The 20,869-nt window shown below is 68.1% G+C and carries 21 protein-coding genes; 6 read left to right on the forward strand and 15 right to left on the reverse strand.

What is annotated here, in order from left to right; translation table 11 throughout:
* Window positions 1–32: 32 nt before the first annotated feature.
* From H9L21_RS07220 to H9L21_RS07230, 3 genes are all read left to right on the forward strand, one after another.
* On the forward strand, window positions 33–1,466 hold the full coding sequence (locus H9L21_RS07220; RefSeq protein WP_154595090.1) for an aspartate ammonia-lyase: 1,434 nt from the start codon (window positions 33–35) through the stop codon (window positions 1,464–1,466).
* A 167-nt stretch (window positions 1,467–1,633) separates the two neighbouring features.
* Window positions 1,634–3,235 carry a citramalate synthase gene (cimA, locus tag H9L21_RS07225; RefSeq protein ID WP_154595089.1) on the forward strand — a complete coding sequence of 534 codons (1,602 nt, stop codon included), beginning with the start codon at window positions 1,634–1,636 and terminating at the stop codon, window positions 3,233–3,235.
* 10 nt (window positions 3,236–3,245) lie between these two features.
* The gene (locus H9L21_RS07230) at window positions 3,246–4,187 is read left to right on the forward strand and encodes a hypothetical protein (protein ID WP_154595088.1); all 942 of its coding nucleotides are present in this window, start codon (window positions 3,246–3,248) and stop codon (window positions 4,185–4,187) included.
* Here the strand turns inward: H9L21_RS07230 and H9L21_RS07235 are convergent.
* From H9L21_RS07235 to H9L21_RS07255, 5 genes are all read right to left on the reverse strand, one after another.
* The gene (locus tag H9L21_RS07235; protein WP_154595087.1) at window positions 4,180–5,352 is read right to left on the reverse strand and encodes an HNH endonuclease signature motif containing protein; all 1,173 of its coding nucleotides are present in this window, start codon (window positions 5,350–5,352) and stop codon (window positions 4,180–4,182) included. The two genes, H9L21_RS07230 and H9L21_RS07235, sit on opposite strands and share 8 nt — an antisense overlap.
* Before the next feature lie 74 nt (window positions 5,353–5,426).
* Window positions 5,427–5,978: a glycosyl-4,4'-diaponeurosporenoate acyltransferase CrtO family protein gene (locus H9L21_RS07240; RefSeq protein WP_154595086.1), complete on the reverse strand. Its 552-nt coding sequence runs from the start codon at window positions 5,976–5,978 to the stop codon at window positions 5,427–5,429.
* Between the two features lie 42 nt (window positions 5,979–6,020).
* On the reverse strand, window positions 6,021–6,458 hold the full coding sequence (locus tag H9L21_RS07245; RefSeq protein ID WP_154595085.1) for a VOC family protein: 438 nt from the start codon (window positions 6,456–6,458) through the stop codon (window positions 6,021–6,023).
* A 219-nt stretch (window positions 6,459–6,677) separates the two neighbouring features.
* On the reverse strand, window positions 6,678–8,399 hold the full coding sequence (locus H9L21_RS07250) for a hypothetical protein (protein WP_154595084.1): 1,722 nt from the start codon (window positions 8,397–8,399) through the stop codon (window positions 6,678–6,680).
* Window positions 8,400–8,521: 122 nt separating this feature from the next.
* Window positions 8,522–9,283: a DUF429 domain-containing protein gene (locus tag H9L21_RS07255; protein WP_187411902.1), complete on the reverse strand. Its 762-nt coding sequence runs from the start codon at window positions 9,281–9,283 to the stop codon at window positions 8,522–8,524.
* 547 nt (window positions 9,284–9,830) lie between these two features.
* On the opposite strand from H9L21_RS07255, the gene H9L21_RS07260 reads away from it, so the two are divergent.
* Window positions 9,831–10,247, forward strand: a complete 417-nt coding sequence (locus H9L21_RS07260) for a GNAT family N-acetyltransferase (RefSeq protein ID WP_154595082.1) — start codon at window positions 9,831–9,833, stop codon at window positions 10,245–10,247.
* Window positions 10,248–10,258: 11 nt separating this feature from the next.
* Here H9L21_RS07260 and H9L21_RS07265 read toward each other — a convergent pair whose 3' ends face one another.
* From H9L21_RS07265 to H9L21_RS07305, 9 genes are read right to left on the reverse strand one after another with little or no spacing between them, the layout of a single operon-like run.
* A complete protein-coding gene (locus tag H9L21_RS07265; RefSeq protein WP_154595081.1) occupies window positions 10,259–10,660 on the reverse strand; it encodes a YccF domain-containing protein in 402 nt (133 codons plus the stop codon).
* Between the two features lie 50 nt (window positions 10,661–10,710).
* On the reverse strand, window positions 10,711–11,523 hold the full coding sequence (locus H9L21_RS07270; protein WP_154595080.1) for an iron ABC transporter ATP-binding protein: 813 nt from the start codon (window positions 11,521–11,523) through the stop codon (window positions 10,711–10,713).
* Window positions 11,520–12,512: an iron chelate uptake ABC transporter family permease subunit gene (locus tag H9L21_RS07275; RefSeq protein WP_187411903.1), complete on the reverse strand. Its 993-nt coding sequence runs from the start codon at window positions 12,510–12,512 to the stop codon at window positions 11,520–11,522. The genes H9L21_RS07270 and H9L21_RS07275 overlap by 4 nt, the downstream gene beginning before the upstream one ends.
* Window positions 12,502–13,461 carry an ABC transporter permease gene (locus H9L21_RS07280; RefSeq protein ID WP_154595079.1) on the reverse strand — a complete coding sequence of 320 codons (960 nt, stop codon included), beginning with the start codon at window positions 13,459–13,461 and terminating at the stop codon, window positions 12,502–12,504. Before H9L21_RS07280 ends, H9L21_RS07275 begins: the two co-directional genes overlap by 11 nt.
* A 2-nt stretch (window positions 13,462–13,463) precedes the next feature.
* A complete protein-coding gene (locus H9L21_RS07285; protein WP_154595078.1) occupies window positions 13,464–14,426 on the reverse strand; it encodes a siderophore ABC transporter substrate-binding protein in 963 nt (320 codons plus the stop codon).
* A 60-nt stretch (window positions 14,427–14,486) separates the two neighbouring features.
* Window positions 14,487–15,887 (reverse strand): AAA family ATPase, encoded by a 1,401-nt coding sequence (locus H9L21_RS07290; protein ID WP_154595077.1) that lies wholly within the window; start codon window positions 15,885–15,887, stop codon window positions 14,487–14,489.
* Between the two features lie 52 nt (window positions 15,888–15,939).
* Complete coding sequence (locus H9L21_RS07295; RefSeq protein ID WP_187411904.1) at window positions 15,940–16,452, reverse strand: 2'-5' RNA ligase family protein; 513 nt, start codon at window positions 16,450–16,452, stop codon at window positions 15,940–15,942.
* Window positions 16,453–16,483: 31 nt separating this feature from the next.
* Window positions 16,484–17,038 (reverse strand): GNAT family N-acetyltransferase, encoded by a 555-nt coding sequence (locus H9L21_RS07300; RefSeq protein WP_255467425.1) that lies wholly within the window; start codon window positions 17,036–17,038, stop codon window positions 16,484–16,486.
* Between the two features lie 57 nt (window positions 17,039–17,095).
* Entirely contained in the window at window positions 17,096–17,407 is a 312-nt protein-coding gene (locus H9L21_RS07305) for a hypothetical protein (RefSeq protein ID WP_154595075.1), read from the reverse strand.
* Between the two features lie 166 nt (window positions 17,408–17,573).
* Here H9L21_RS07305 and H9L21_RS07310 point away from each other — a divergent pair, with 166 nt between their 5' ends.
* Window positions 17,574–18,101, forward strand: coding sequence for a cyclophilin-like fold protein (locus H9L21_RS07310; RefSeq protein WP_255467428.1), 528 nt, complete (start codon window positions 17,574–17,576; stop codon window positions 18,099–18,101).
* A 52-nt stretch (window positions 18,102–18,153) separates the two neighbouring features.
* Window positions 18,154–18,984 carry an SDR family NAD(P)-dependent oxidoreductase gene (locus H9L21_RS07315; protein ID WP_154595074.1) on the forward strand — a complete coding sequence of 277 codons (831 nt, stop codon included), beginning with the start codon at window positions 18,154–18,156 and terminating at the stop codon, window positions 18,982–18,984.
* 18 nt (window positions 18,985–19,002) lie between these two features.
* Here the strand turns inward: H9L21_RS07315 and H9L21_RS07320 are convergent, their stop codons facing one another.
* Complete coding sequence (locus H9L21_RS07320; RefSeq protein WP_187411905.1) at window positions 19,003–20,580, reverse strand: Na+/H+ antiporter; 1,578 nt, start codon at window positions 20,578–20,580, stop codon at window positions 19,003–19,005.
* Between the last annotated feature and the right edge of the window lie 289 nt (window positions 20,581–20,869).

Here is a 20,869-nt window from a genome sequence, read left to right on the forward strand (position 1 = left end):
CACCCGGGTGGTCGGTCTGGTTACATGGCACCATGACCGACCACGAGCGCGTTCGGACCGAGCATGACCTGCTGGGGGAGCGCGAGGTACCGGCGGACGTCTACTGGGGAGTGCACACCCTGCGCGCCCTGGAGAACTTCCCGATCACCGGTGTGCCCATCGCCATCAGCCCGTACCTCCCGCAAGCCCTCGCGGCGGTGAAGGAGGCGGCGGCCGAGGCGAACCACGACCTCGGCCTGCTGGACGACGAACGCCATGCGGCGATCGTGCAGGCCTGCCGCGAGATCCGGGCCGGCGAGCTGCACGACCAGTTCGTCGTCGACGTCATCCAGGGTGGCGCCGGCACGTCGACGAACATGAACGCCAACGAGGTCATCGCCAACCGGGCGCTGGAGATCCTCGGGCACCGCTTCGGCGACTACGACCGCCTGCACCCGAACGAGCAGGTGAACCTGAGCCAGTCGACGAACGACGTCTACCCGACGGCCGTCAAGATCGCGGTCATCAACGCGACGTACGACCTGATCGACTCCATGGGTCGCCTCGAGGACGCCTTCGCCGAGAAGGCGGTCGAGTTCCACGAGGTCCTCAAGATGGGCCGCACGCAGCTGCAGGACGCCGTGCCGATGACGCTCGGCCAGGAGTTCGGCACCTACGCGCTGATGATCGGCGAGGACCGCGAGCGCCTGCGCGAGGCCGTCCTGCTGCTGCACGAGATCAACCTCGGTGCCACCGCGATCGGCACCCAGCTCAACGCCCCGCAGGGGTACGTGCCCCGCGCCCGCGAGCACCTGTCGCGCATCACCGGCCTGCCCCTGCGCACGGCCGTCGACCTGATCGAGGCGACGCAGGACTGCGGCTCCTTCGTGCAGATGTCCGGTGTGCTCAAGCGCGTCGCGGTGAAGCTCTCGAAGATCTGCAACGACCTGCGTCTGCTGTCGTCCGGCCCGCGTGCCGGCCTCGGCGAGATCAACCTGCCCGCGCGCCAGGCCGGGTCCAGCATCATGCCGGGCAAGGTCAACCCGGTCATCCCCGAGGTCGTCAACCAGGTGGCGTTCCAGATCATCGGCCACGACGTCACGGTGTCGATGGCGGCCGAGGCCGGACAGCTGCAGCTCAACGCCTTCGAGCCGGTGATCTGCTACTCCCTGTCGGCCGGTCTCTACCGGCTGCGGATGGCGATCGAGTCGCTGACCGAGCACTGCGTCCGAGGGATCACCGCCAACCGCGAGCACCTCGCGGCCGAGGTCGCCAACTCCGTCGGCCTCGTCACGGCCCTGAACCCGTACCTGGGCTACCAGACCGCCACCGAGCTGGCCAAGGAGGCGTTGCTCAGCGGGCGCGGCGTCGCCGAGCTCGTGCTGGAGAAGGGCCTGCTGCCCGCGGACGAGCTCGAGCGGATCCTGCGGCCCGAGACGCTGGCCCATCTGGGGCCCAAGCCGGCGGACCGCTCCGGCGGCGTCTGAGGCCTCGCGGGGTGGCCGCAGCGTGCGTGTACGCTGTGGCCATGACCACATCGGTGATCATCATTGGAAAGCGCGTCTGAAGCACCATCTCAGACGCGCCGCCTCCCGTACCCGGGGGGCTTTTTTTGTGAACGAACAGTGTGTGGAACGAACAGAGCAGGACAACCATGAGCACGAGCTTCGGCAAGCACGACCCGGCGGACTTCCACGTCTATGACACGACGCTGCGTGACGGCGCCCAGCAGGAGGGCCTGAACCTCTCCGTGCAGGACAAGATGGCCATCTCCCAGCATCTCGACGAGCTGGGCGTGGGCTACATCGAGGGCGGCTGGCCCGGCTCGAACCCCAAGGACACCGAGTTCTTCGCCCTCGCGGCCAAGGAACTGGACCTCAAGCACGCGACCCTGGCCGCGTTCGGCTCGACCCGCCGCGCCGGTGCGGTCGCCGCCGACGATCCGCAGGTCGCCGCGTTGCGCGACTCCGGCGCGTCCGTCGTGACCGTGGTGGCCAAGAGCCACGACCAGCACGTGCTCCGCGCCCTGCGCACCACGCTGGACGAGAACCTCGCGATGGTCCGCGACACCGTGACCCACCTGCGCGAGGAGGGCCAGCGCGTCTTCCTGGACTGCGAGCACTTCTTCAACGGCTACATCGACAACCGCGATTACGCGATCGAGGTCGTGCGCACCGCCGCCGAGGCGGGTGCCGAGGTCGCGGTGCTGTGCGACACGAACGGCGGCATGCTGCCGCACTGGGTGAACGAGATCGTGGCCGATGTCCTCGCCTCGACCAACATCCGCTTGGGCATCCACGCCCACAACGACACCGGCTGCGCCGTGGCGAACTCGATCGCCGCCGTGCAGGCCGGCGCGACCCACGTGCAGGGCTGCATCAACGGCTACGGCGAGCGCACCGGCAACGCCGACCTCGTCACGTGTGTGGCGAACCTGGAGTTCAAGCTGGGCATGAGCGTCATGCCCGAGGGCGTGCTGGCCGATGCCACGCGCATCTCGCACGCGATCAGCGAGATCACGAACTACCCGCCTGTCGCCCGTCAGCCGTACACGGGAGTGTCGGCGTTCGCGCACAAGGCCGGGCTGCACGCCAGCGCGATCCGGGTCGATCCGGACCTGTACCAGCACATGGATCCGGCCCTGGTCGGCAACGACATGCGGCTGCTGGTCTCGGAGATGGCCGGTCGCGCGACGATCGAGCTCAAGGGCCGCGAGTTGGGCTTCGACCTCTCGGGCGACAACGAGCTGCTGACCCGCATCACCGACCAGGTCAAGAAGATGGAGCAGGACGGCTACACGTTCGAGGCGGCCGACGCCTCGTTCGAGCTGCTGCTGACCGAGGCGGTCACCGGCGTGCGCCCGGCCTACTTCGACGTCGAGTCCTGGCGCGTGATCGCCGGCTCCGCCGGTGACGGTGGTGCCGAGGCGATCGTCAAGGTCGTCGCCGGCGGCCGCCGGACCGCCGTGGTGGGCGAGGGCAACGGCCCGGTCAACGCGCTCGACCACGCATTGCGTCAGGCAATCGAGCGGATCTACCCCGATGTCGCCCAGTTCCACCTGATCGACTTCCGCGTGCGCATCCTCGACCAGGGGCACGGCACGGACGCCGTGACGCGCGTGCTGATCGAGACGACGGACGGCAAGAGCTCGTGGGTCACCGTGGGGGTGGGGCCGAACATGATCGAGGCCTCCTTCGAGGCGCTCGTGGACGCGCTGACCTACGGTCTGCGCTCGCACGGGGTCGAGACGCCCTAGTCTTCGGCGCATGAGTGACGCGCTGCAGGGGTTGAGAGAGCTCGCCAGGGTCGAGGTCGAACGCGACGGTCTGCAGCAGCAACTGCAGGCAGCCCGGCAGCAGGTGGACGAGGCGACCCGCCGTTACGTGGACGCCGCGGCGAAGCTGGAGCAGGAGAAGTCGGACGTCGCGGAACTCGAGTCGTTCTCGATGGCCCGCATCCTGGCCGGGCTGCGCGGCACCCGCGACGTCGACCTGTCGCGTGAGCAGGCCGAGTACCTGGCCGCCCAGTACGCGACGTCGGATGCCGAGGCGCGCTTGGCTGCTGCGCGACGTGAGGTCATCGACCGCGAGACACGGCTGGACGCGATCGGCGACCTCGAGGCTCGCCGCGTCGAACTGCTCAACCAGCGCGAGCGAGAGCTGGCGGCCGATCCGGGATCGCTCGCGGTCTCGACCGAGTTGACCGAGCTCGCTGCCCGGCAAGGGGGCCTCGAGGCCGAGGTCGTCCAGCTGCAGGAGGCGATCACCGCGGCAAGCCAGGCGAGCGAGGCGCTCCGTGAGGCGTCTCTCCACCTCGGCAACGCCGGCAGCTGGGCGACGTACGACACCTTCTTCGGCGGCGGGCTGGTGGCCGACCTCGCGAAGCACAACCGTCTGGACAAGGCTGGTGAGCTGATGCATCGGGCGGACGCGGCGCTGGCGCACCTGTCGGCCGAGCTCGCTGACGTGCGCGTCGACGCGGTCGGGTCGGTGGGTGTCACGGAGCTCGCCCGCACCTTCGACATCTGGTTCGACAACATCTTCAGCGACCTGCAGGTCCGGGGTCGGATTCACGACGCGGCGGCTCGGGTGGACGGGTTGCTGCGGGACGTCGAGTCGGTCGGGCGCGATCTGACCAGGCGGCTGGCGGATGCCGAGCGGTCCGTGAGCGCGGTGGAGGACGCGCGTCGCGATCTGCTCGTCACGTGAGCGAGGCTGACGCGGGCATCGCGTACTGCTCGCTCCACTGAGCGGGCGGAGCGAGGTGGCGCTCGGCGAGGTGGCCGTGCGACTTCATGTTGTGGTGCTTGCGACACAGGCACCGCAGATTGTCTCCCGAGGTCTGGCCGCCGGAGTCGTAGGCGACGGCATGGTCCTGATCGGTCCCCGAGGCGGGAGCACGACACCCCGCAACTCTGCAGGTGCCGTCTCGCCATCGGAGCGCCTGACGTAGATCCTCGGTGGGTCGATATCGCAGGACCGTGGTGTCGAGCACCCGACCCCTCGGGTCGAGGACGAGCCGGCGGAACAGCGTGTGCTCGGACTGAGCCAGTTCGCGGACCCACTCGCTGCCGATCGGCTCGCCGTCGAGCGCGATCCCGGGCCCGTCGGTGAGCCCGATCAGATCGGTGGCCGCGATCGAGATCGCGATCTCGGCGCGGACGTCGGTCCCCGTGCCGGTGCAGGACGTGAGCCAGTGCGCGACCAGGTCGGCCTGCTTCTGGTCGCGGGTGCGGCGGTCCCGCTCGTCGGTCTCGGGGTCGATCGCGGGCAGTGCCTTGGCCGCCCGTCGGAGCCGCTCGCCGACGGCGATGGCGACGCCAGTGGGCAGGAGTGCGTTCAGCCAGGAGGTGCCGTCGTCGTTGTGGGTGATGGAGACGCGCCGCTCCTCGAGGGCACGCGCGCGCTCGATTGCGGTCTGCTCGGGTTCGAGGCGCTCCCGCAGGCGGCGTAGCCACGAGCGCAGCTCACCGACGGTGTGGGTGGCGGCGTACTGGACCGCGGAGCGGGCAAGAGCGAGCCAACTCTCGGCCCTGGTGAGGCGTTCGGCCGTGTAGGCGATCGCGCTGGCCCGGCCAGCGTCGAGGTCGCCACGTCCGAACGCCTCCCACACCTCGGGTGTCCGCTCGCGGAGGGTTTCGGTCTCGGAGACGATCGCCCACACGTGACGCTCGGTGACCCGCAGGGCCTGGGCGATCTCGAGCGTGACCTCGCGCCGGGCCAACTCCTTGCTCAGGACGATGTCGTCGGAGCGATCGATCTCGGCGACCCGGCGGTCGTGATGCCGGGCGATCAACTGCCACTCCGCGAACTCCGCGATCGCCCGGGCGCGACGGACCTCGTCGAACGCACCAGCCGTGGTCTCGAAGTTCATGCACCCAACCTAGTGGGCGCCACCGACACTTCCGATGGGCCGCTGCATCAGCCCTTCGACGTCTCAATCGGCGGTCATCGGTGGTGAGGATGCCGGAGGCGTTGACGGACGATGCGCTGGATCATGATCGGATACGCGTGAAGTGGGAGACCGACCAGAATGATCTGGACGGCTCCGGCGACATGCGCTGTGCCGACAGCCGCCGCGGCCAGCAGAAGCGTCGCCACTCCCGCGATGATGTGCCCCGTTTCGGAGAGTTCTGTGCCTCGGAGCAGGCGAGTCCGGCGTGTGTGACCCTCACCGTGTTCACGCGGGCTGTCGATGACCGAGTTCCAGCCGATGCGTCCGAGTAACCGACGCAGCGCGTCGGCCCCGAGCAGTGCATGGATTCTCGGTTCCGCGCTGCTGACCGCGTATCGGCGGCGTGCGGTGTCGACGAACAGTGGCCCCGCGAGCAGTCCCAGGAAGGTGAATCCACCCTGTACGACCACCGCGTAGACGATGTGGTCCGGCCCGATGAAGCGCCATCCTGTGACCGCCAGACCGGCCGCCACGATGGCGCCGATCGCAGCCGCCACGCCGGGTTGAGCAGCTGTCTCGCTCGTTCCCTCGCCGCGCGATCTCACACGTCACAGGCTAGTCGTGAGGCTGAACGGCTCCGGCGCGGATCAGGACTTCTGGAGGGCCTCGGCGAGCATCACGATGATGCCGCTGGGCCCGCGGACGTAGGTGAGCTTGTAGATGTCCTCGTAGGTCGCGACCCCGCGCAGCGGGTGGCACCCATGCCGCGCGGCGATCTCGAGGGCCTCGTCGATGTCGTCGACGGAGAAGGCCACGCGGTGCATGCCGATCTCGTTCGGACGGGTCGGCTCGGTCTCGATCGGGTCGGGGTGGATGTACTCGAACAGCTCGAGGCGGCCGTGGCCGTCGGGCGTCTGGAGCATCGCGATGCGCACGCGGTTCCCGTCGAGGCCGACGGCGGTCTCGGCCCACTCGCCGCTGACGGTGTCACGACCGAGTTCCGTGAGCCCGAGGTCGGTGAAGAAGGCGATGGCGGCGTCGAGGTCGCGGACGGCGATGCCGACGTTCTCGAGCGTGATGGGCATGCGTGAACACTAGGCAAGACAGGAGTCGGAGGCCATGGCCCGAAGCGATCCCAGCGTCATCAGCATGTGGAATGAACGACGATCTTCAGTGCCGGAGGGAAACCGGTCCAGGTGCGGGAGCAGGCGGGTCCAGTTACTGGGGCCGAGTCACTCACGGTGTGTCTGGTTGCGGCGCGTATGCCAAAGCTGCCGACGATTCGGCCGGCGTGCCACTCGGGCCTACCCGTCGAGTCCGTCCGAAGCTGCAATCGATCGGTCGGGGGCCTCATCGCGAACTGCGAACTGGAGGCGCTCGGACTCGGGAAGCATCATTGACTGCGCCAATATCGCTGCGAACGCCTCGAGGTCGGGCGTTCCGATCTGAGGCGAGAAGAACCACTCGTGATTCTTCACGCGCGTAATGAGATCGATCCTGCTTTCCTGAGACTCACCCTCACCCGCGATGGCTCGTACGTAGCGAACCTCGTCGAGCCTGGTGTCGTCTTGGAAGACAGCTTCCTTGAAAAACTCGGTCGTGCCACCAGTCAGGATTCGACGGTCGGTGACGGCGACCATGACCCGGTTCGGGTCCTTGTCGAGAGTCGAGCCGATCTTCTCCTTCGCCGCGCTCACGACAGCACCAACCCTGCCATGGGCAGGGTTCTCAGCAGCCAAACCGATGGCGCGTAGTTGTTCGTCGGGTTCCAGCAACCAGCGCAAGAGCTCCCAGTACGGTTCAAGGACCACGTCCGGTGGAGCACACACCACTTCAGGTCTCTCGAGAGGTGCCGAAGGCGCGAGAAACGTGTCCCCCAGTGGGGCGATGGCTTCGAGGACGCTCGACGCAAGCTTTCGAGTGGTGTCGATGTCTTTTCGCTTCGAAGACAACTTGAGCGAGCTGGGTCCCGGCATCGCGACGATGATCCGTAACTCTCGCGTGAGCGAACCCAACAGGGTCGCAATGTCGTCGAGGTCGGAGGTGAGCTCGCGCTGAGTGTTCTCGACGATGGACTCGAAGTGCTTTGCTTCGGCGGGGTCTGTTGCGCCCGCCTCTCGCGCGACGGCACCCGCGAGCGCTTGGAATCCGGTCCACGCCTTCACTGCAGCCAAGAGGGCGAAGGCGTCGAACGCGATCGTTTGCGCATTCGACTGCAGGAACTCCCGCCGCTGGCGAACGTTCAGTTCGGTGATCTTCCGAAGATGGTCCTCGATACTTGAACGGTACTTGTTGCGTTCCGTACCTATGTCAGTCTTCTTGCTCGCGATCGTGTCCCACAGTGACGCAGGCACTGAACCTGCGATCTGAGCAGCTTCGAGCGCCTGGTCGACGGACTCGATGAGACTCATCAGCCGCGCTCGTTCGTCTCGGCGGTTGCTCTCGATCACGCTTTGCGTCAGATCGATGTTCCTCCGGACTAGTGCGCTGACCTCGTTCAGTTGAGTCTGTAGCGCAACCATCGCGAGGGCGGGACCGAGCGCGACGGCCGTCTGGGCAACGCTTACACCTGCCGCGGGAGTAAATCGTGCTTGGGCGAGCGTTTTTGTCGAACCTTTCGGGAGCAGGATGGTTCCGAGGTTCTTGCCGTCCTTGACCGCGAGCCGCCCGCCTGCATTCAGCAGGGCTCGGCTCTCCTCCGAGAGTCGGTAAAGCCCCTGCATGCTTGCGGCGCCCTGAGCGAGGTTTCCACCCACCGTGGCGGCGGTACCTGCGGCCGCAACGACGCTGGCGATGTGCGTGTGATCGCGCGTTGAGAGCAGCCCCGTGTTCAGTCGTTCGAGGGAGTTTTCCAGCTCCTCGGGGAGCTCACCGAAAACGGCAACGACGTTAGGGAGCACCTCGACGAGTTCCGGTGCCGTCTCGTTCGCCCGCGATTCGTCTTCGTTGGGAAGCCCCGGTCTACCGGGGCCGGACTCCTGGCCATCGATAGGCTCATCGGTGCCGTCCGAGACGTTCTCGGGCATTTTGTCTCCTGGCGAGTCGGGTGGTGCGGCGGTGCCCGGACGGTCCGTCACCCTGCAGGGAGTGTAGATCTCCGCGGCCACCCGTTTGAGGCAAACGACGAACGACTAACGACCGCAACGTCTCACGGCTCGTGGTTGGCCAAGCGTTCGCTGGGCTCGCACGTGACGTGAATCCAGCCCTCCCTCCGCGCTGCAGCGGCGTCTTCGCCAGGCGGGGGGATGGTCAGGTCGAGATCGCGTGCTCGTGCGACGAGCGCACACACTACGGCGTCGCACACGTCGTCGCTCTTGAAGAACCTTGAGACCAAATCCTGGTCTGCGGTCAGGAACGGAAAGTTCGACTGCAAGGCGGGCCACGCAAGCTTCGACTTGCCGAACTCCCAAGCCGAGAGCGCTGCTGCGGGATAGGTCTCGCACACCGTTCCGTCCGACCCGGACCGATCGACAGCGACACCGAGACGAAGCAGTTCTGCCTCAACCAGCACCCACATGGCAGCGGTCGCCCCGAGCATCTGGAACGACGCGGGGAGCGGACGAGTTCTGATCGCAGGATGTTCCGTGAGGAACCGGTCGGTGCGTCGTTGGGCGACCTGCTTGGTGCGCCAGACGCTCCAGTCACCCGGGCGAGGCAAGTCATCATCGGGCAGAGGCTGGTCGTGCCGTTTCGCCATCAGAGCGACGAACAGATCCGGCCATCCGAATGGGACGTCGACGGCCCAGGTGCTTTCCCGGTGCTCAGCGATCAGTGGTGCGATGGCGATGGCTTCGAGTGGGTGACGCACGTCGACAACCCGAGCCTCACCTGGAACTGACCAGTCGATGGCGACGGCCGCGGTCTTCTTCTTGTTGGTCGAGACGTCGAGGCCCCAGGTCACGTGGTTCACCGGGACATCCTCGCGTGGATCTCGGTCCGAGAGCCGTGGTTCGGACGAATGAGTTCGTCTGGGTTGCGTCCTTGCAGAGGACCAGAGCATGGAAACCTGAGCGGTGCGTCGCGTGTCGTGGCAGACCGTGTCAAGCATGGGAGGCGTGGGGTCCGGAGGGACGTGACGATGATGTCGTTCACCCCTTCGCCCTCACATGCCGAGGGCGAGAAGTCCACGGTGGTCGACTGGAGTCGAGAGTTGCGGCGTCCACGGACGTCTGCCGGAGGCCCTGCACATCGCGCGCCAAGCATTGGCGGACGGTGATGCCGCCGAAGCCGCGAGCCGTGACGCGTTTTCGTTCTGTCACGGGTTCTGCACCGCGCTGACGCAGCACCACGAAGGTGAGGACCGCCTGCGTCGACAGTCACCTCGAGGGTTTCGCCGCCGTCATGCAGTCGCACCTCCGCTACCAGAGCGACAACTGCTGGTGGTGCTCGAAACCCTCGAGTTGGATGCGCAGGTCGACGCAGTCTTCGGTCCGCTGTGATGGAAAGGTGGGGGAGTGATGGACGAGTACACGCTGATCGAGTCGGCCCCCGACGTGACGGACTACCTCCACCTGCGGCGCGCGTCGGGGCTCACGCCCAAGTCGCTCGAGCAGGCCCGACCGGCGGTCGCGGGAGGGTGGGCCGCCTGCCATGTCCGGCACTCCAGTGGCCGGACGGTGGCGATGGGGCGCGTCATCGGCGACGGTGGCTGGTACTTCCACATCGTCGACATGGCCGTGCTGCCGGACCACCAGCGGCGAGGGCTCGGTGATCGTGTCCTCTCGCATCTGCTGGACGTGATCCGCCGGGACGCCCCTCCGGGTGCCTACGTCTCTCTGATGGCCGATCCGCCGGGGCGACGACTCTACGAGCGTCACGGCTTCGTCGAGAGTGCGCCGCACTCGGTCGGGATGGTGCTGGCCCCGGGGACCTGACCCTCGTCTCGTCAGGTGGCGATCAACGGCGGATGAGCCGCGTCCACCGGGACGATGTCCCGACCCAGGGGCCACAGCGAGACGGGGATCAGCTTGAAGTTCGCCAGGCCCAGCGGGATGCCGATGATCGTGATGCAGAGCAGAGCCCCGGTCACGGCGTGCCCGATCGCGAGCCACAAGCCCGAGAAGATGAACCAGATGACGTTGCCGACCCCAGAGCCGACGCCGGCGGTGGGCTTGGTGACGACCGTGCGCCCGAACGGCCAGAGGGCGAACAGGCCGATCCTGAACGACGCGATGCCGAACGGGATGCCGATGATCGTGATGCACCAGAGTGCTCCGGCGACCATGTAGCCGAGGAACATCCAAAAGCCCGAGACGACGAGCCACAAGATGTTGAGCAGTAGTCGCATGGTTCCCCCACGTGAGTTCGGACTCTCAGAATCTCACGCATGAGGTCGATTCAACCGTAATAGGTGGCGATCAGCTGGCCGTCGAGCTCGTGCACGCGGACCGGCAGGCCGTAGATCTCCTCCAGCAGTTCGGGGCGCATGATGTCGGCGGGAGACCCGCAAGCAGCGACGGTGCCGTCGCGCATCGCGACGATCGTGTCGGCGTAGCAGGACGCCACGTTGATGTCGTGCACGACGACCACGACGGTCCGGCCCAGTTCGCGCGCGGCGTCGCGCAGGCGCCCCATCATCGAGACGGCATGGCGCAGGTCGAGGTTGTTGAGCGGCTCGTCGAGCAGGACGACGTCGGTGTCCTGGCACAGCACCATCGCCACGAACGCCCGCTGACGCTGACCGCCCGAGAGCTGGTCGAGGAAGCGGTCGGCGAGGTGGTCGAGATCCAGGTAGTGCAGTGCCTTCTCGACGTGCTCGAGATCGTCGGCCGTGGGCCGTCCCTTGGAGTGCGGGTAGCGGCCGAAGGTGACCAGGTCGCGCACGGTGAGCCGGATGTCGAGGTGGTTCTCCTGGCGCAGCACCGCCATGCGCTTCGCCAGCTCGTCGCTGCGGGTGGTGGCCACGTCGAGGCCGGTGACGGTGACGCGGCCTCCGTCGGCGGTCAGCAGCCGGCCCACGATCGAGAGCAGGGTCGACTTCCCGGCGCCGTTCGGTCCGATCAGCGCGGTGACCCCGCCGAGCGGCAGGTCCAGGTGCACGTCGTCGACCACGACCGTGCGGCCGTACCGCTTGGTGACCCCCTCGGCGCGGATGGCGGGGTGGTCGGTGTCGACGCAGGCACGAGTGTCGGCGGCGGGCGTGAGGGTCATGCGAGGTTCCTCCTGGCGCGACGGATCAACAGGGCGATGAAGGTGAGGCCGCCGACGAGCTCGATGACGACGGACAAGGTGGTGGTCACCTCGAGCAGGCGCTCGAGCACGAACTGCCCGCCCACGAGGCAGATCACGGCGGACAGGCCGGCCATCGGCAGGACGACGGCGTGCCGATGGGTGCCGGCCAGCTGGTAGGCGAGGTGGGCGACGAGCAGGCCGAAGAAGGTGATCGGGCCGACCAGCGCCGTCGAGCCCGAGACGAGGACGGCGACGAGCGCCAGCACCCGCGTGGTCTCGCGGCGGTGGTCGACGCCGAGGCTGGTGGCCGGTCCTGCTCCCAGAGCGAGCACGTCGTAGACCCGCAGCCGGCGGACCACAAGAACGGTGGCGACGGCGACGACCGCGGCGGTGACCCACACCAGGTCCTCGTCGACGGTGGTGAACGAGGCGAACATCAGGTTCTGCAGCACCTGGAACTCGCTGGGATCGATCAGTCGCTGGAGGAAGGCCGCGATGCTGCGGAACAACGTCGCGAAGACCATGCCGACCAGGATCAGCACGTGCAGCTCGTAGCGTCCGGACGAGAACAGCCAGCGGAACAGGGTCAGCGCGAAGCCCAGCATCAGCAGCGTCTCGAGGACGAACTGCAGGCGCGTGTCCGTGGCGTTGAGCAGCGAGGCGGAGAACGCGAAGACGACGACCGTCTGGACCAGGACGTAGAGCGCGTCGAACCCCATCAGTGCCGGGGTGAGGATGCGGTTGCCCGTGACCGTCTGGAACAGCACGGTCGACAGGGCGATCGCCCAGCCGACCAGGACCAGCGCGACGAGGCGCCGCACCCGCAGCGGCACGACGAAGTCGGCGTAGCCGTGAGTGTCGGCGAACAGGAAGCCCGCGATCACGGTGAGGGCGATGGCCCCGGCGATCGCGACCCGGGTCCACGGGTTCAGTCCCGGGGAGACCCGGGTGGCTGTCTCAGTCGGCACGGGGAGCACTCCTCAACAGCAGGAACAGGAAGAAGCCCGCGCCCAGCACGCCCATGACGGTGCCGACGGGGATCTCGTAGGGATAACGCACGACCCGCCCGACGATGTCGCAGGCCAGGACCAGGCCCGAGCCGAGGACGGCCACCCAGGGCAGTCCGCGCCGGGCATTGTCGCCGACCAGCGTGCTGACGATGTTCGGGACGACGAGGCCAAGGAACGGGATGACCCCGACGGTCACCACCACGACGGCGCTGACGACCGAGACGATGGTCAGGCCGACCGCGACGACCGTGCGGTGGTCGAGGCCGGCGTTGGTCGAGAAGGTGTCTCCCATGCCGGCGACGGTGAAACGGTCGGCCGCCAGGAACGCGATCACGACCAGGCCGGCCACCAGCCAGAGCAACTCGTAGCGGCCCCTCAAGACGCCGGAGAAATCGCCGGTCATCCAGCTGTTGAGGGTCTGGAGCAGGTCGTGGTGGAAGGCCAGGAAGGTCGTCATCGCGGCGATCACGCCACCGAGCATCAGCCCGATCAACGGCACGAGGATCGTCTCGCGCACGGGCATCATCCGCACGACGCGCAGGAACAACCAGGTGCCGGCCAGGGCGAAGAGCGCGGCGGTGATCATCTTCACCATCAGTGGCGCGCCGGGAGCGAGGAGGGTGATGGCGATCAGTCCCAGGCCGGCGGCCTCGGTGGTGCCGACGGTGGAGGGCTCGACGAAGCGGTTGCGCACCAGCAACTGCATCAGCAGGCCGCAGACGGCCAGGGCCGCGCCGGCGAGTACGAGCGCCACGGTGCGGGGGATCCGCGAGACCCAGAGGATCTCCCACGAGATCTCGGCGACGCCCACCATCGTGCTGATCACGGCCAGGACGACCAGCCCGACGACCCCGCCGGCCAGTGCGGCCGGCGGGGTGGTGCGGGTGGTGTGACGGGTGACCGTCATGGTCAGGCCAGGCTCTTCTCGACGTCGTCGATCAGGGTGCCGAGGCTGGTCAGGCCACCGATGACGATGTACCAGGCCTCCGCGTCGACGTAGGTGACCTTCTCGTTCTTCCAGGCGTTGGTCTTCTTCACGAGGGCGTTGTCGAGGATCTCCTCGGCCGACTTGCCGTCCTCGCCGATGGCCGAGTCGCGGTCGACGACGTAGAGCAGGTCGGGGTTGACCTTGCGGATGAACTCGAAGGAGACGGCCTCGCCGTGGCGGGACTCGCTGTCACCCAGCTCGCCGGTGGCGGCGGGGACGCCGAAGACGTCGTGCACGAATCCGAAGCGCGAGTTGATGGAGTAGGCGGTGACCTCGCCGCCGCTCGTCAGCAGGACGAGGCCCTTGCCGGCGCTGCTCGCCTGCTTCTTGACCGCGGCGATCCGCTCGTCGTAGCCGGCGAGGATCTCCTCGGCCTGCTTCTCCTTCTCGAAGATGCTGGCCAAGGTGAGGATGTTCTTGCGCGAGCTGTCGAGGTAGGCGTTCTGGTCGACCGACATGTCCAGCACGGGGACGCCCTCGAAGGTGTCCTCGAGGGTGTCGTGCATGGAGGCCGAGCGGCCGCCGACGATGATCAGGTCGGGCTTGGCGCGGGGGATGGCCTCGAGGTTCGGCTCGAAGAGGTCGCCGACCGCGACGTAGTCGTCGCCGTCGTACTTCTTCAGGTAGGAGGGGGTCGCGCCGCCCTTGGCGACGCCCGTGACCGCGTCGACACCGAGCGTGTCGAGCGTGTCGAGAACGCCCATGTCGAAGACCACGACGCTCTTGGGGTTGAGCGGGACCTCTTCATCGCCGAGGGCATCGGTCACGGTGATCGTCTCGGTGTCACCACCGGACGCGGACTCGTTCTCGTTGCCGCACGCGCTGAGCGCGAGGCCGAGGAGGGGAAGAGTGAGAACTGCCGCGAAGCGACGGCGCAGGGACATGAGTAGTCCTTTCGAACTAGTTGGTTAGGTAAGGCGACACTAACCAATAGCTCTCCCGAGTCAGTCGTCGGGCCAGTCGTCCGCCTCAGGTGAGGCCTCGAAGCTGCGCGGCCCGGACGCGAGCAGGCTCCTCGTGAAGGAGTCCTGGTCGGACAACAGCTCGTCGAGCGCAACGGTCAGATCCGCGTCGCCGGGCGGCCGGTGGGCGATCGCGGCCGACAGCACCGCGCGTCGGACCAGCTCCTTCGCGAAGGACGCCGTCACGCCCTCGGCCCGGTCGGCGGCGAGGTCGAGCGCCTCGGCCGAGAAGCCCAGGCCGTCGGCGTACAGGGCGAAGAGCGCACGGCGGGCGTCGAGGTCCGGAAGGGGGATCTCCACCGCCAGGTCGATGCGGCCCGGACGCTGCGACAACGCCCGCTCCAGCAGGTCGGGTCGGTTCGTCGTCATGAGGAAGGTGACGTCGGCGTCCCCGTCGAGTCCGTCCAGCGCTTCGAGCAGCTCGAAGAGCATCGAGTCGGGCGAGTCGACCATGTCGCGGTCCTCGGCGACGAGGTCGCAGTCCTCGAGGACGACGATGGCCGGTTCCATCGCGCGGGCGATCTGCGTCGCCTCCTTGACCAGGCCCAGGGTGTTGCCGCTGAGCAGGATCGCGGTGATGCCGGGGGAGCGACTCAGCAGGTGCCTGACGGTGTGGGTCTTGCCCGTGCCGGGCGGGCCGTAGAGCAGGATGCCGCGCTTGAGGTGCTGGCCGGCGCGCAGCAGCTCGTCACGGAACTCGCCCATCGCCAGGGCGTGCCGCTCGATCCTGCGCAGCGACTCACCCGGCAGCACGACGGCGGACGCGGGAACGGTGGGTCGCTCATGGAACGTCACCCCGCCCAGCGACGAGCCGTACTCGTCCCCGGCGAAGGACAGGACCTGCCCGCGCAGCACGCTGTTCTCGCGCATGAGCGTGCGGAGGCGAGCCAGGAACGCGCTGGTGGTCTCGCGGTCGGCCGCCATGATCTCGAGGGTGGGGGACGAGCGGCCCCATTCGGGGTTGGCGTCCCGTTGGAGCAGCGCGAGCGCCGTGCCCTCGAAGGTCAGCAGCCGAACGGCGCTCGCCACGACCTGACGATCCTGGTTCGGGCCGACCGGCGAACTCACGTACTCGACCGGTCCCAGGTCGACCGGGCCGTGCTCGCCGCGCACGAGGCCGAGGAACCCGAGGTCGTGTCCACGGCCGCCGAAGCCGATCACTCGAGCCTCCGGGTCGATGAGATCGAGCGCGATGTCCGCGTCGACCAGCTGGGCGCGGCTCAGCCGCTCGGTGACGGCCGTCAGCTCTCGGGCATCCACGCCGAGGTGCTCGGTCAGGGCCGTCGTCAGCTCGCCCGGGCCGTGAGGCGCCGCACCGTGCTGCTCGACCACGTCACGCAGGAACGCGGTGAATGTCTCGATGAAGTCGGTCTGCTCGGTCACGCAGACACCTTCGCAGAGCGGAGTGCTCCGCGCGGCCGTTCGACCGATCGCGTCACGTGGTCGCGAGGTCCTCGATCAGGTCCTGGGACGGGTCCCACCAGCGGAGGCGGTCGCAGGTCAGCTCGACCGGCGCCTCGGTGGACTCCAGGACCTCGAGGGCAGCCGGCAGCAGGCGCCGGGGGACACGTCGCGCCAAGGTGACGTGCGGAGTCCAGACGGGATGCCGCCCGGTCGGGACCAGCTCGCGGATGCGTGCCGTGGCAGCCGCGAGTGCCGGATCAGGCTCGATCAGGTGGGCGATGGTCACGCGAGGGCCTTGGCCGAACAGGACGAGTCCTCGCACTCCGATGCGTGCTGGCAAAAACGGTCCGATCGCGTCGCGCGCGGCGTCCACCACTGCCGGCGCGATCCCGACGGCTGCCACCAGCGTGAGGTGCGGCGCATTGGTCATCGACCGGTGGTCCGCCTGCGACGGGATGCCGGCCGCCTTCAACGCCTCCCACTGGGCCACGACCGCAGCATCGGACGAGGGCTCGAAGCTGAGTTCGAGGGCTTGGTCGGGCACACGTGGAGGATAGGTCAACCTCGGTCACGACTCATGGCGCCGGCCGAGTGATCCGGTAGAGCACGTGGCGCACCGGTGGGCCGTCCGGGGCACTCGCGTCGTCGAAGTCGTCGGCCGGATCTCGGGTCATGCCGATGCGCTGCATCACGAGCTGCGAACGGACGTTGTCCACGGTGGTGATGGCGAGGACCTCACGCAGGTCGAGGGACTCGAAGGCGAAAGTGAGGGTGGCGATTGCGGCTTCCGTGGCGTAGCCCTGGCCCCACGCGGAGCGGGCCAACCGCCAACCGATCTCGACGCCGCTGAACGGCAGGTGCTCATCGACCTGATCCAGTCCCGCGAAGCCGATGAACGCACCGGTCGCCTGCTCCTCGACCGCCCACCAGCCGTAGCCGCGCTGAGCGAAGTCGGCTTGGAACCTCGCGACCGAGGAGTCGCTCTGAGACCGGGTCAACGGGCCGCCGAGGTGTTCTCGAACCTCGGGGTCGGCGTTCATGGCGGCCCACGGCTCGAGGTCGGACTGGCGCCACGGGCGCAGCAGCAGGCGAGTCGTCCGGATGTCGGTCATGGCGCTGCGGTCGGGCACACGTGGAGGATAGGCCCGAGCGTGGTCGAGCCGTGCGGATGGGCGCAGCGACGCACGTCAGAAGTCAGGCATGAAGAACAGGTACCAGACCACGGCCGCGCCCAGCAGCGCGCCGAGCAGCCAGGTCATCAGCTGACGGGCCGAACCTCGATCCCACCCGTGTCGTTGCGGGGACATCGTCCAGAACACGAAGAGCGCCAGAGCGACGAGCGCCGAGCCCAGTGCCAGTTCGAAGAAGGGGCCGGCCAGGAGCGCGCAGACGGAGGCGAGGACGACCGACCCGAAACCGCTCGCGAACAGGTGCCATCCCTCGTCGAACCGGACACCACGACGGTGAGTATCGCCGCGGTCTTCCTCGCTGTCGTGCATTCCGTCTCCTACGCGATCATCGTGCGCGGCAGCGTACTCCCTCGCGGACCGGCTGGAAGTCCCTGTGACTGCGGGGTTGACTCGAAGGTGTGGCGCCGCTCGGTGTCGCGCGGGCGGGAGCCACGATGCGGGGTGCGGCGATGCATGAGTCGGGGAGAGTCACGCAGTGAGGACCATCGCGGTCAGTCGCGTGGCGGTCCTCGTTCTGGCGGCTGTCGCCCTGCCTGCGGTGGTGGCGGCGTGCGGGACGTCCAACGGGACGCCGGACGGGACGAACAACAGCGCTGCGGAGCGTTCCACCGCCATCCGCACTCCCACCACCGAAGCCCAGGAGAACATCATGCAGATCCGCATCACCATCGGCGACGAACGATTCACCGCGACCCTCGACGACAGTGCAGCAGCGGACGATCTGCTGGCCCAGCTGCCCGTGACGATCGACATGGTCGACCACGGTGGTGTGGAGAAGACCGGTCCGCTGCCGTCGCCGCTGTCGTTGGCCGGCCAGCCCGAGGGAGCGGACCCGGACGTGGGGGACCTCGGCTACTACGCGCCCGGCCGTGACCTGGTCCTCTACTACGGCGACCAGTCCTACTTCGACGGCATCGTGGTCCTGGGGCGCCTCGACGGTGACGCCGCGAAGCGGATCGCGCAGCTCGACGGCAATGTCACCGCCAGGGTGGAAGCCGGGTGAGCCGGAAGGACCGGGGAGCGTTCCTCTGTCGAATCCGGGTACTCCTCATGACATGGAGCAGAAGACGATCGTCATCACCGGAGCCAGCGACGGGGTCGGCGCCGCGGCCGCTCAAGCTCTCAGCGATCACGGTCATCGGGTGGCCATCGTGGGACGGGACCCGGACAAGACGCGCACCGTGGCCGAGGAGTTGGGAGTCCCGTTCCATCTCGCCGACTACGCCGACCTGGCCCAGGTCCGACGCCTCGGGGCAGAGCTCGCCGAGGCCTACCCGCGCATCGACGTCCTGGCGAACAACGCCGGCGCGTTGACGGACCACCGGACCATGACCGTGGACGGGTTCGAGAAGACCTTCCAGGTGAACCACCTCGCCGGGTTCCTCCTGACGCAACTGCTGCTTCCACAGCTGATCGAGAGCCGCGCCACCGTCATCCAGACCGCGTCGATCGCGGCGAGACTTTTCAGTGACTTCGACATCGACGACCTGCAGAACACGAGGCACGACGGAGGCCAGCGGGCGTACGGGAACACGAAGCTGGAGAACATCCTGTTCACCCGAGAGCTGGACCGGCGCCACCGCGACCAAGGGATCTCGGCCGCGGCGTTCCATCCCGGCCTGGTCGGCTCCAACTTCGCCCACGGCACGAAGTCGCCGCTGAACTTCGTCTACCACACGCCGATGGTGAGCAAGCTCTTCACGATCTCGCCCGAGCGCGGGGCGGAGCAGCTCGTCTGGCTCGCCACGTCGACGCCCGGCACGGACTGGGAGCGCGGTCAGTACTACGAGAAGAAGAAGCCCGCGAAGTCGGCGCCCGAGGCCCACGACGGCGAGCTCGGGCGGCGACTCTGGGATGAGTCGATGCGGATGGTCGCGCCGCTCTGAGTCGCCCGCCTCGCCACCTCACTCCGGGGGAGCGGCGCGGGTGAACCGCACCTCCTCGATGTCCAGTCGGGCCTGCACCTGACGCAGCACGATGTCGTCGATCCGCCGCTCGTCGCGCAGCTGCAGGAGCGCGTCGCGCCGCAGCGCGAGCAGTGCGAGCGACAGGCTGGTGTACTCGCTGGTGTGCTGGACGAGCGGGTCGTCGCCGGCGCCTTCGGCGTCCACGAGTCGTCGCTGCTTGTCGAGCTCCTTCCGGACCCGCTCGGTCACGTGCCCGTCGACGCCGAGATCGGCAGCAGCGTCGTCGAGGGCCTCGATCGCCGCGTCCAGGGTGAAGACCTCGGCGAGCTGGATCTCGTCGATCACGGACTGGTCGCTGGGCAACCGGGCGTAACGGACGACGGCGGGCAGCACCAACGCCTGCAACAGGCTCAGCACGATGACGCCGCAGGCGATCACCACGATCAGGTCGCGGTCGGGGAAGGGCGCACCGGACTCGAGGGTCCGAGGGACCGCCAGCACCGCGGCGAGGGAGATCGCTCCGCGGAAGCCGGCAGTTGCACTGACCGTGCGCTGGCGCGCGCTGACCCGACGCTCGCGCTGGGAGGGACGCCGGTCGACGGCCCGGATCAGGTACGGGGTCGTGTAGATCCATGCCCAACGCACCCCGATGACGACGGCGGTGACCAGCAGGATGTCCAGCCACGCGCGTTGCAGGGTCGTGCTCGACAGGCCACGGAAGGCGGACTGGGCCTCGAGCCCGATCAGCACGAACAGGGCGCTGCTCAGCACCGTCGTCGAGAGTGTCCAGAACGGGGTCACGAGGTGCCGGGTGGCCGCTGTCGTGATCCGTGGCGCGACCTGGCTGATGAACAGGCCGCAGGCCACGACGGCCAGCACGCCGGACGCCTCGATGAGCTCGGCCGCGAGGAAGGCGGCGAACGGCGTGACGAGCATCGCGATGCCCTCGAGCATCGGGTCGTCCATCCGGCGGCGGATCTGCCAGCTGAGCAGGCCGACGACACCGCCGGCCAGGACGCCGCCGCCGTAGGAGACCACGAGCAGCCACGTGACGTGCCAGCCGGTCAAGGTCTCCTCACCGACGGTGACGCCCACGGCGAGTCCGTAGAGCACCAGCGCCGTGCCGTCGTTCACGAGGCTCTCGGCGCGCAGTGTCGTGACGGTCCGGCGCGGCAGGTTGCGCGCCAGCACGCCCACCGCAGTCGCGTCGGTCGGGGCGAGTGCGGCGCCGAGCACCCACGCGGGACCCCACGGCATGCCCAGCGCGTGAGCGGTCGCTGCGACCGCTCCTGCGGTGGCCAACACCAGCGCCGTGCTGGTGAGCACCACCACCCGCAGGTTGTTGCGGATCTCGCGCAGCGAGGTGGTCAGGCTCTCCCAGTAGAGAATCGCGGGCAGGAAGACCAGGAGGATGACCTCGGGCGGCAGATGGGCATGACGTAGGTGGGGCACGAACCCGATGAGGATGCCGGCGATCACGAGCAGGATCGCCGGGGCGATCGGGTAGCGGCGGGCGAGCGCGCCGCACACCACGAGGGCGATTCCCAGCAGGACGACCATCTCGAGTCCGAGCACGGGTCAATCTTCGTCTCGGTGCTGCAACTCGACCACCCCTCGACACTTCGCCGGGCATGATGAGCAGGTCGACGGGAGGGGGAGAGAATGGCGCGTCATCGCCTGTCCGTCAGGTTCGTCCCGGACTGGTCGGCCCGGGGCGGCCAGTGGGTGGCCACGCCGCCTGAGCGATCAGGCGGCGCTCGTCGCCGTCGGTTGGCGCGACGAGCCCAGTCGGCGCGAGTTCCTCGCAGTCCTCGATCGCATCGAGATCTCACTGCGCCTTCGTCTCGGCGGGGAGTGGGATGTC

The organism is Aeromicrobium senzhongii, assembly GCF_014334735.1.
In the GTDB taxonomy this organism is placed as follows: domain Bacteria; phylum Actinomycetota; class Actinomycetes; order Propionibacteriales; family Nocardioidaceae; genus Aeromicrobium; species Aeromicrobium senzhongii.

Coding starts and splice junctions, on each gene's coding strand:
- H9L21_RS07220 (WP_154595090.1), top strand. CDS start 33: ATGACCGACCACGAGCGCGTTCGGACCGAGCATGACCTGCTGGGGGAG.
- cimA (WP_154595089.1), top strand. CDS start 1,634: ATGAGCACGAGCTTCGGCAAGCACGACCCGGCGGACTTCCACGTCTAT.
- H9L21_RS07230 (WP_154595088.1), top strand. CDS start 3,246: ATGAGTGACGCGCTGCAGGGGTTGAGAGAGCTCGCCAGGGTCGAGGTC.
- H9L21_RS07235 (WP_154595087.1), bottom strand. CDS start 5,352: ATGAACTTCGAGACCACGGCTGGTGCGTTCGACGAGGTCCGTCGCGCC.
- H9L21_RS07245 (WP_154595085.1), bottom strand. CDS start 6,458: ATGCCCATCACGCTCGAGAACGTCGGCATCGCCGTCCGCGACCTCGAC.
- H9L21_RS07250 (WP_154595084.1), bottom strand. CDS start 8,399: ATGCCCGAGAACGTCTCGGACGGCACCGATGAGCCTATCGATGGCCAG.
- H9L21_RS07260 (WP_154595082.1), top strand. CDS start 9,831: ATGGACGAGTACACGCTGATCGAGTCGGCCCCCGACGTGACGGACTAC.
- H9L21_RS07265 (WP_154595081.1), bottom strand. CDS start 10,660: ATGCGACTACTGCTCAACATCTTGTGGCTCGTCGTCTCGGGCTTTTGG.
- H9L21_RS07270 (WP_154595080.1), bottom strand. CDS start 11,523: ATGACCCTCACGCCCGCCGCCGACACTCGTGCCTGCGTCGACACCGAC.
- H9L21_RS07280 (WP_154595079.1), bottom strand. CDS start 13,461: ATGACGGTCACCCGTCACACCACCCGCACCACCCCGCCGGCCGCACTG.
- H9L21_RS07285 (WP_154595078.1), bottom strand. CDS start 14,426: ATGTCCCTGCGCCGTCGCTTCGCGGCAGTTCTCACTCTTCCCCTCCTC.
- H9L21_RS07305 (WP_154595075.1), bottom strand. CDS start 17,407: ATGCACGACAGCGAGGAAGACCGCGGCGATACTCACCGTCGTGGTGTC.
- H9L21_RS07315 (WP_154595074.1), top strand. CDS start 18,154: ATGGAGCAGAAGACGATCGTCATCACCGGAGCCAGCGACGGGGTCGGC.